This is a genomic window from Ideonella sp. P3_A4, assembly GCF_056403075.1.
In genome coordinates, this window is sequence record NZ_JBFUGE010000282.1 from 1 (window position 1) to 7,797 (window position 7,797).

The window sequence follows — 7,797 nt, forward strand, 5'->3', positions numbered from 1 at the left end:
GGTAAAGCCAGTCGGTGCGCGGGTTGCCGATGCAGTAGAGGTAGCCGACCGGCACGTGGATCCACGGGTGCCGGTCGCGGCCGCCGGCTTCGATCAGCAGCGTGCGGTGGTGGCGGTCCTGCGTCAGYCGGTTGCACATCAGCGCACCGGCCGTGCCACCACCTATCACGATGTAGTCGAACGTGGTGTCGTTCGCTCCCCTTCCCTGCACCGATGGCACCTGCGTCACTTGCCGGCCACCTCGCGGGTCCAGTTCTGGTTGTTGCCGCCGTTGCACGGGTAGGTGATCAGCTCGACCTCTTCCTGGTTCGACGAGCCGGGCACGTCCATGCACGCGCCGGTGGACCGGCTGCGCAAGGTCGAGCCGACCAGCGACCACTGCGTGGCGGCGCCCGAGTTGCACGCCATCTGCACGAGCGAGCGGATCGGCGACGTCGTCACCGGCCCTTCCGCCAGACACAGCCCGCTGTGCTTGACCACGAACTGCAGGTAGCCGTCGACGTTGTTCACCGAGAACACCTCGTTGTCGGCCGTGCCGCAGCGGTACTGGATCGCCTTGGCACCGCTGTCGGTCAAACGCTTCGCGATGTTGACGCACAGGTTGCTCTGGTTCGAGTGAATTCGCTGCAGAGCGCCGGTGGCGTCCAGAGAGCGCACGTAAGCGGCCAGCGCCTGCTGGTCATCCAACGACAGCGCACCACTGTTCCCATGCCCGAACGCGAACAACTTCTCCAGCGTCGCCACCTGGCCGTTGTGGAAGTAGCTCGGTGCCGACCAGGTGCCGAACAGCGTCGGCGTGTCGAAGCCCACCCCCGGCAGCGGCTTGCCATTGCCCTGGCCAGACGAAGGCTGGATCGTGCCCACGTCGTGGCGCAGGCCGTCCTGCATCGTGTTGCCGCTGTGGCAAGTGACGCATTGGGCCGTGGCGAACACATCCTTGCCTCGCAAGGCCTTGGCGGTCATCGTGCCATCGGCATTGCGCGCCGGGCTGCGGGCATAGCGTGACAGCGAGGTGACGTAGACCGCCAGGTCATCCAGCGCCGGACTCTTGCCGGCCTTTGGCGGCCCGAGTGTGTCCGACGTGGCCGCGAAGTCGGCATTGCTCATGAAGCCTGTGCCGCCAAAGGCATTGCGGATGTCGTTCTCGAAGTCCTGGATCTCGTCGAAGTTGGCGGTCCAGTGCACGCGGCCCTGGCCGGTGCCTTGGTGGCCCAGCAGGTTGATGGTGCGGCGCAGCCCCTCGCCACGCTGGGTGAAGTCCCACACCATGCCGTCGTCGCCGCCATCGGCGTGGCAGCTGGCGCACGACATGTAGTTGTCGCGGCTCATGCGCCGGTCACCAGCGTTGTAGAAGAGCTGCTTGCCGCGCAAGGTTGCGGCCGTCATCGTCTCTTGCGCCACGGTGGGCACCGAACGCACGAAGTTCGCCGCCCCGCTCTCACCCGACAGCACCGCTGCCACGTCGTGCACCGACACCGTCCGCTCGAGGAAGTTGTTGACGAACAGCCGCTTGCGAGCCGCGTCGAGGTACAGCCCATGCGGCGCGCGGCCGACATCGGTGATCTCGCCGCGAACAGCGCGGGTGTACGCGTCGACGATCGCGACGCGGTTGCCTTCCATCTGCGCGACGAAGATGTAGTCGCCATTCGGCGCGAAAAGCGCAGCGCGAGCCGGCGCGCGGTCGTCGAAATCGAGCTGCTCGGCAGACACCTCCTTCGCGGTCGTCAGGTCCACCTGCGACAGGATGGAGCGCACGGTGCGGTCATGCTCCAGGTTCTGGCCGTCACGATAGCGGCCGCGCAGGATGTTGTCTTTCTTCGATGGCAAGGCTGCTCGCTTGCCATCGGGCGAGATCACCACCTGGCTCAGGTAGTTCGGCACGCCACGGGCACGGCTTTCGTCGTCCACCGTGGTGGTGTCGACCTTGAGGGCGACAGTCGTGTTGTTCGTCAGGTCGAGCAGGTTGACCTTGAACAGCTGGCCGCCGCTGGCCATCGATTTGAAGCGCGTGACATAGGCCGCTTGCGAATCGGCGGCCACGGCGATGCCGCGCACCGTGCCCTTCAACACCAGGCTGCCGGTGGCGGCGCCACTGGTGGGGTCGAAGCTCTGCAGCGTCGACTTGCTTTCCAGCGTCAGCAGGCCCTTGGTGCGATCGGGTGTGAACACGACGCCGTATGGCCCGCTGCCGTAGGGCAGCGACAGCGAGGCAGAGACGCTGCCGTCGGCCGCGTTCAGCGCGACCAGCTTGTCTTCGTCCTGCACGGTGACCCAGATGCGGCCGTCCGGCCCGACAGCCAGCGTGCGCGGCTCGCTGCCGACGCGCACCTCCCATCGCTTGGCCAAGCTCTGAGCGTCGAGCGCCGTGACGGTGCCGCTGTCGGGGTTCACGCTGTACACCGAGTTCGCGTCGCCGGTGATGTTGGTCGTGTTCGTCGGCGCCACGGCCGTCACCGGCACGATCACCGTCAGCTGGAAGGTGTAGTAGGTCTCTTGCCCATTGGCGTTGCGCACCGTCAGCGTCACGCTGTAGTGGCCCGCCTTGGTGTAGGTGTGCGTGCTGCGCGGCTGGCTCGAGAAAGCCGAGCGTGAGCCGTCACCGAAGTTCCAGCTGTACTGCGCCGAGCCGCCGAGCACCGTGGGGTTGAACACCACCTGGCCGTTGACCTGCGCCGGCCCATCGCCGAGGCCTGGGTCGCCGACAACCGGCAGCGAGCGCAGCGCGGCCACGTCGCTGTCGCCCAGCACGCGGCCGAAAACGCGCACATCGGCCAGCGTGCCGCGGAAGAAGTCGCTGTTGCCCTGGACCTGGCCGAGTGTCTGGAAGCGGTTCTTCAGGCCCAGCGCACCGGTGCGCCCGGTCGACGAGGTCTTCACGCCGTCCACGTACATCGCCTGCGCGCCGGAGGCAGCGTCGCGCGTCATCACCACGTGGTGCCACTGCCCATCGTTGAGGGCGTTGGTCGACTTGGTGCCGGGGTTTCCGTTGCCGGCGTCGCCGACCGAGAGGTTCAGCCGGCCGGTGTTGTCGAACCAGCCCCAGAAGACGTCGTCCGCGCCGCCCGACTGGTCGCGCCCGAAGATGCCTGGCGCCGTCCACGGCACGTTGGTGCCCACCTGGTTGGTCTTGAGGTAGAGGCTGACCGAGGCCGTGCCGGCCAGCACCGAGGCGACCGAATCGTCCTTCAGCGCGACACCGCTGCTGCGCGTCGCGAAGTTCAGGCCGATGCTTTCGAACGCATCGTTCGGCGTGGGCGTGCCGTCGTCCTGGCCGATCGGGTCGTCCAGCGTGCTGGCCAGGCTCCAGTGGTGCGCCAGCGCGATGTCGAGCGAATTGCCGGTCGCAAAGGTCGCGTGGTAGTCGGTGCCGATGGCGTTGCCGGCATAGTCTTTCAAGCCGCCGGCGGGCAGGTAGACCTCGTAGGTCGTGTCAGGTTGCAGCGGCTGGCTGGGCGAGAAGTTGACGATGCCCAGCTGCACGCTGTAGGTGCCGGCCAGCGTATTGCCGCCGACCGGCCGCACGATGAAGGTGCCGCTGTTCACGCTCTCGGGCAGGATGCTGTCGCTCAGCGCCAGGCCGATGCGAGAGGTCAACGCCTGCTGGTGCGCACCATCGGCCGGTGATACCTGCTTGACGATCGGCTTGGTTGCGTCGGGTGCCATGGCATGCACGATGAAGCCGCTGCCGGTGCCATGGTCGTTGCCCACGAACACGAGGTTGCCGAACGGCGCCACCTGCCCGTGGTCAGAGTGTTCTTCGTTGGGGTCACCGGGTGGGAACAACTGCCCCTGCCCGACCTCGACGTGCTGCATAGCGTTGCTCACGTCGACCTTGTGGACCTTGAACTGCGCCCCCGAGAAAACGTATTGGTCTTGCGTGCCGCAATACAGCTGCTCGTCGATCACCAGGCGGTTGTCGTTGGCGACGAAACGGCTGCGGTCCGAAAGGTCGAAGCCGGTCAGCTTGCCGCCCGTGCCGCGCACCGACGCATACAGCTTCACGCCATCGAAGCAGGTGGCGTAGTAGAAGGGGTTCGATCCCAGCGTGTCCAGCACCTTCGGGTTGAGCGGGTCCGAAATGTCCAGGCTCGCGAACCCGTCGGTGCTTTCCATCGACGTCAGCACCATGTGGTTGCCCATCGTGAAGATGGGCCCGATGCGGAAACCGCCGAGCTCGCCGGTGGGCACCGGGTTGGGCTTGCCGGCGCCGCGATTGGCCAGCACGGCATTGGCCGGGTCTCGCGCGTCCACGATGTAGATGCCGTCGTTGGCCGACGCCACGTAGAGGTACGGTGCCTGCCACCACAGCTGCCAGCTCACGTTGGAGTAGTCGCCTCGGTCGACAGTGGGCAGGCGCACCTTCTTCACCTGCTTGATGTCGTTGATGTCGGTGAAGTCCCAGAACTCCACGCCCTTCGTGCTCTGGATCGCCGCGTAGACCTTGCCGCCGATGGTGGCGGTGCCGATCGAGTGCGCTTCGCGGAACTCCGAAGTGCGCCCTTCCGGCTCGTAGATCCGCTTGACCAGCTTGATCGACCGCGGGTTGGAGACGTCGTACAGCAGGAAACCGCCGGGGCCGTCACCGCTGTCCGGCGCGAAGACCGTCAGGAAGTAGCCGTTGAGCATGATGCCCACGTTGGTGCCGTAATCCTTGCGGCCCGGATAGGTCGGCGGCACGCCCTGGTCGTCGCGCCGGATCAGGGACACGGCCGTGAACAGCTCGGACTGGTTGTAGCTGAGGTTGCCGAGGCCGGGGCCGCCTGCTGGCAGCAACGGTGCTTTTGGTTGGGCCCCGATCGCCACGCCCAGTTCGCGCAGCGTGGTCGTCAGGATCTGGCTGGTGACAGCGGCATGGCTGACCAGCGCGGCCACGATCAGCCCCAGCACCACAAAGACAGGCTTGAGTTTTAGCACCGAAGTTCTCCTCGTTCGAAGCCGGGCGAGCACTGCCGCCGACCTTCTGGTCGTCATGGAACACTCAACGGGGAGAAAGCCCCCTCCCCTTGGGCTGAGCGCCGCGTTGGCGGCGTCGCTTAAGCTGCGTTCTCGCGCCCTTCACGGGCTGCGGCGGACGTTTGGTACAGATCCCACGCGGCCTCGGCACTCGCACCGCGATGCACCATCGCCATCAGCGCCTTCACGACGGCTGATGGGTCAGGATGCTGGTAGACGTTGCGGCCGTAAACCATGCCAACGGCGCCCTGGTCGAGCAGCACGCGCGACTTGGCGAACACCTGCCGCAGGTCTTCTTTGCCACCACCACGCACGAGCACCGGGCAGCGCGCCGCCTGTACGACGCGGTGGAACTCGGCCGGATCGGCAGTTGGGTCGGCCTTGACGATGTCGGCGCCCATCTCGCGCGCCAGCCTCACCAGCGTGACGATCTTGTCCGCATCGCCGTCGACCATGTAGCCGCCACGCTGGCTGTTCGGTGCCATCACCAGCGGCTCGATCATCAGCGGCATGCCGTAGCGGTCGCAGTCGGCCCGCACGCGTGCGATGTTGGTCACGCACTGGCGAAACAGATCGGGTTCGTCGGGCAGCATGAACAGGTTGACCACGACGCAGGCAGCGTCGAGCTGCACCGCCGGCAGCACCGGGTCCTTCTCGTTCTGCAGCACCGCCCACATCACGCGGTGCGCCACCGCGTTGTAGGGGTTGCCCATGTCCAGCCGCATCACGAGCGCCGGTCTCTCGCGGCCGGCACGATGCTGCAGCAGGTCGGCTTGGCCGTAGTTGAGCTGGATCGCGTCAGGCCCGGCGGCCACCAGCTGGTTCATCACCTGCTTCATGTCTTCGAGCCCGGACAGGAAGCTCGGCTCGTTGCAGACCCCATGGTCCACCGCGATGTCGAGGCAACGCCCGTCTCGCAGCAGGCGGTTCAGGCGCGGTTGTTTTCTCTCTGACATGCCTTTGGGCTCCTTGATCTTGTCGATGTGCTGTCGGGTCACCAGTTCGTCACCGCAGTCAGGTGACGATCGGCGGCGCGCTCGATCAGCGTCAGGTCGTCTGAGCCGAGTTCAATGCGTTGCGCTCCGGCGTTGTCGACTGCTTGTGCTGCCGTGCGCGCACCGCACAAGGCCACCGTCACGCGGTCGTTCATGGTGGTCCAGGCGACCATCAACTGCGCGAACGAGCACTGCAGGCGAGCGCGCAGCGGCTCGATCTCGGCGAAGAACGCGTTGAAGCGCTGCCGGTTCTCGTTGGAAAAGYGCGGGTTGTCCTGGCGCTGGTCGTCGCCGGCGAAGCGGCGCTGCAGGCTGATCGGGCCGGCGAGCGAGCCCAGCGCCAGCGACGAGTAGCCAAGCACCGCGATGTCGTGCTGCCGGCACAGCGGCAGCAGCGTCGATTCGATCTCACGGTCGATCAGGCTGTAGCGCTCCTGGATCGCGTCGACCGGGCCGTGCTTCAGGTACTCGGTCAGCGTCGGCGCATCGACGTTGCTGACGCCGATCGCGCGGATCTTGCCTTGCCGCTTCAGCTCGAGCAGCGCGCCCATCGTCTCTTCGACCGGCGTCGTCGCGTCTTGCCAGTGGGTGATGTAGAGATCGATGTAGTCGGTCTGCAGGCGCTTCAGGCTTTGCTCGACTTCGTCGAAGATCGATTCGCGGCCGAGATACCGGTAGACCGGCTGGCCCTCTTCGTCAAAGAAGTGGGTGCCGCGCGTGGTGTGCCAGACCAGCCCGCACTTGGTGGCGATGACCGCTTCGTGCCGCCGCCCGGCCAGCGCCTGGCCGACCAGCACTTCGGCATGGCCCAGGCCATAGGCTGGTGCGGTGTCGATGAGGCTGACACCGGCGTCGAGCGCCGCGCGGATCGCGTCGATGGCAGCGGCATCATCACTGCCGCCCCACATCCAGCCACCCATGGCCCAGGTGCCCAGGCCCACGCTCTCGCAGGCGATGCCTGACGAGCCCAATCGCTTTGTATTCATCGCAAGATCTTCTTGACGTTGAGGAGATGGTCGACCGTGACGGCGACCAGCAGGATCAGGCCCTTGATCACGTCTTGCCAGTACGGCGAGACATCAAGCAGGATCAGCGAGCTGCTGACCACCGACAGCAGCGCCAGGCCCAGCACCGCGCCCAGCACGGTACCCGAGCCACCCTTCAGGCTTGCGCCGCCTATCACCACCGCGGCGATGGCGTTGAGTTCCATGCCGATGCCGAACGTGGGCGTGGCCGCACCGAAGCGCGCGGTGTAGATCACACCGGCCAGCCCGGCCATCGTCGAGCACAGCACGGTGACCCAGAACTTCACGTGGCCGGTGCGGATGCCCGAGTACAGCGCAGCCTTTTCGTTGCTGCCGGTGTAGAAGACCTTGCGCAGCAGCGTGGCACGGCGCAGCGCGAAATCGCTTGCCGCGACGATCACCGCGAAGATCACGATGACGACCGGTATGCCGCCCACCGCGCCCTGGCCGATGAACTTGAACTCCGGCGGCAGCGAGAACAGCGACTGCGGCGTGCCCTGCGTGAGTGCCAGCGACATGCCGCGCACGATCACCATGAAAGCGAGCGAGGCGATGAAGTGGCTGAGGCCAATGCCAGTGACACAGCCACCGATCATCGCGCCGATGAGTGCGCTGCAGGCGATGGCCGCGAGCCCTGCTGTCCACGGGTCGAGCCCCATCAGGAACAGCTTGCCAGTGATCACCATCGCCAGGCACACCACCGAGCCGACCGAGAGGTCGATGCCGCCCACGATCAGCAGCACCGTCATGCCGACGACGACGATGCCTTCGATCGAGAACGACAACAGCATCGCGCGCACGTTGTCCCAGGTCAGGAAGTACTC

General features: G+C 66.2%; 4 protein-coding genes and 1 pseudogene. All 5 read right to left on the reverse strand.

What is annotated here, in order from left to right; translation table 11 throughout:
* Nucleotides 1-220: pseudogene (locus AC1DYI_RS21260) on the reverse strand (hypothetical protein); the annotation flags it as partial.
* A 5-nt stretch (nucleotides 221-225) separates the two neighbouring features.
* Entirely contained in the window at nucleotides 226-4,914 is a 4,689-nt protein-coding gene (locus tag AC1DYI_RS21265; protein WP_477206125.1) for a LamG-like jellyroll fold domain-containing protein, read from the reverse strand.
* Between the two features lie 119 nt (nucleotides 4,915-5,033).
* On the reverse strand, nucleotides 5,034-5,909 hold the full coding sequence (locus tag AC1DYI_RS21270) for a class I fructose-bisphosphate aldolase (RefSeq protein ID WP_477206128.1): 876 nt from the start codon (nucleotides 5,907-5,909) through the stop codon (nucleotides 5,034-5,036).
* A gap of 38 nt (nucleotides 5,910-5,947) precedes the next feature.
* Entirely contained in the window at nucleotides 5,948-6,934 is a 987-nt protein-coding gene (locus AC1DYI_RS21275) for an aldo/keto reductase (RefSeq protein WP_477206126.1), read from the reverse strand.
* A partial coding sequence (locus AC1DYI_RS21280; RefSeq protein ID WP_477206127.1) for an ABC transporter permease occupies nucleotides 6,931-7,797 on the reverse strand: 867 nt, incomplete at its 5' end. The genes AC1DYI_RS21275 and AC1DYI_RS21280, both read right to left, overlap by 4 nt.

Excerpts from the sequence above, each read along its gene's own strand:
- AC1DYI_RS21270 (WP_477206128.1), bottom strand. The coding sequence starts at position 5,909 with ATGTCAGAGAGAAAACAACCGCGCCTGAACCGCCTGCTGCGAGACGGG.